General features: G+C 46.1%; 1 protein-coding gene. It reads left to right on the forward strand.

Annotated features, from left to right (window positions below):
• Positions 1-306, forward strand: a 306-nt coding sequence (locus tag DSM465_RS0118060) for a phage portal protein (protein ID WP_029761996.1), incomplete at both ends; no start/stop codon positions are given.

The raw sequence follows: 306 nt of genomic DNA on the forward strand, positions 1-306 counted from the left end.
CGCATCCGTAATGAGTTGTCGCGTAAAATTGACATCACTCCATATTCGCTCATGACAAGAAAGTCATGGATGTACAATATCGTGTATACGATGCTGCTAGATGGTGAAGGGAATAGTGTGGTGTTTCCAAAGTACACGGTTGATGGGCTGATTGATGAGTTGGTACCGTTAGCGCCGTCAAAGGTAAACTTCTTGGACACACCGGATGGATACCAGGTTTTATACGGTGGGCAGACATTCAACTATGATGAGGTTTTGCATTTCATCTACAATCCGGATCCAGAACGCCCATACATCGGGCGAGGG

The organism is Geobacillus thermodenitrificans subsp. thermodenitrificans DSM 465 (assembly GCF_000496575.1).
Lineage (GTDB): Bacteria > Bacillota > Bacilli > Bacillales > Anoxybacillaceae > Geobacillus > Geobacillus thermodenitrificans.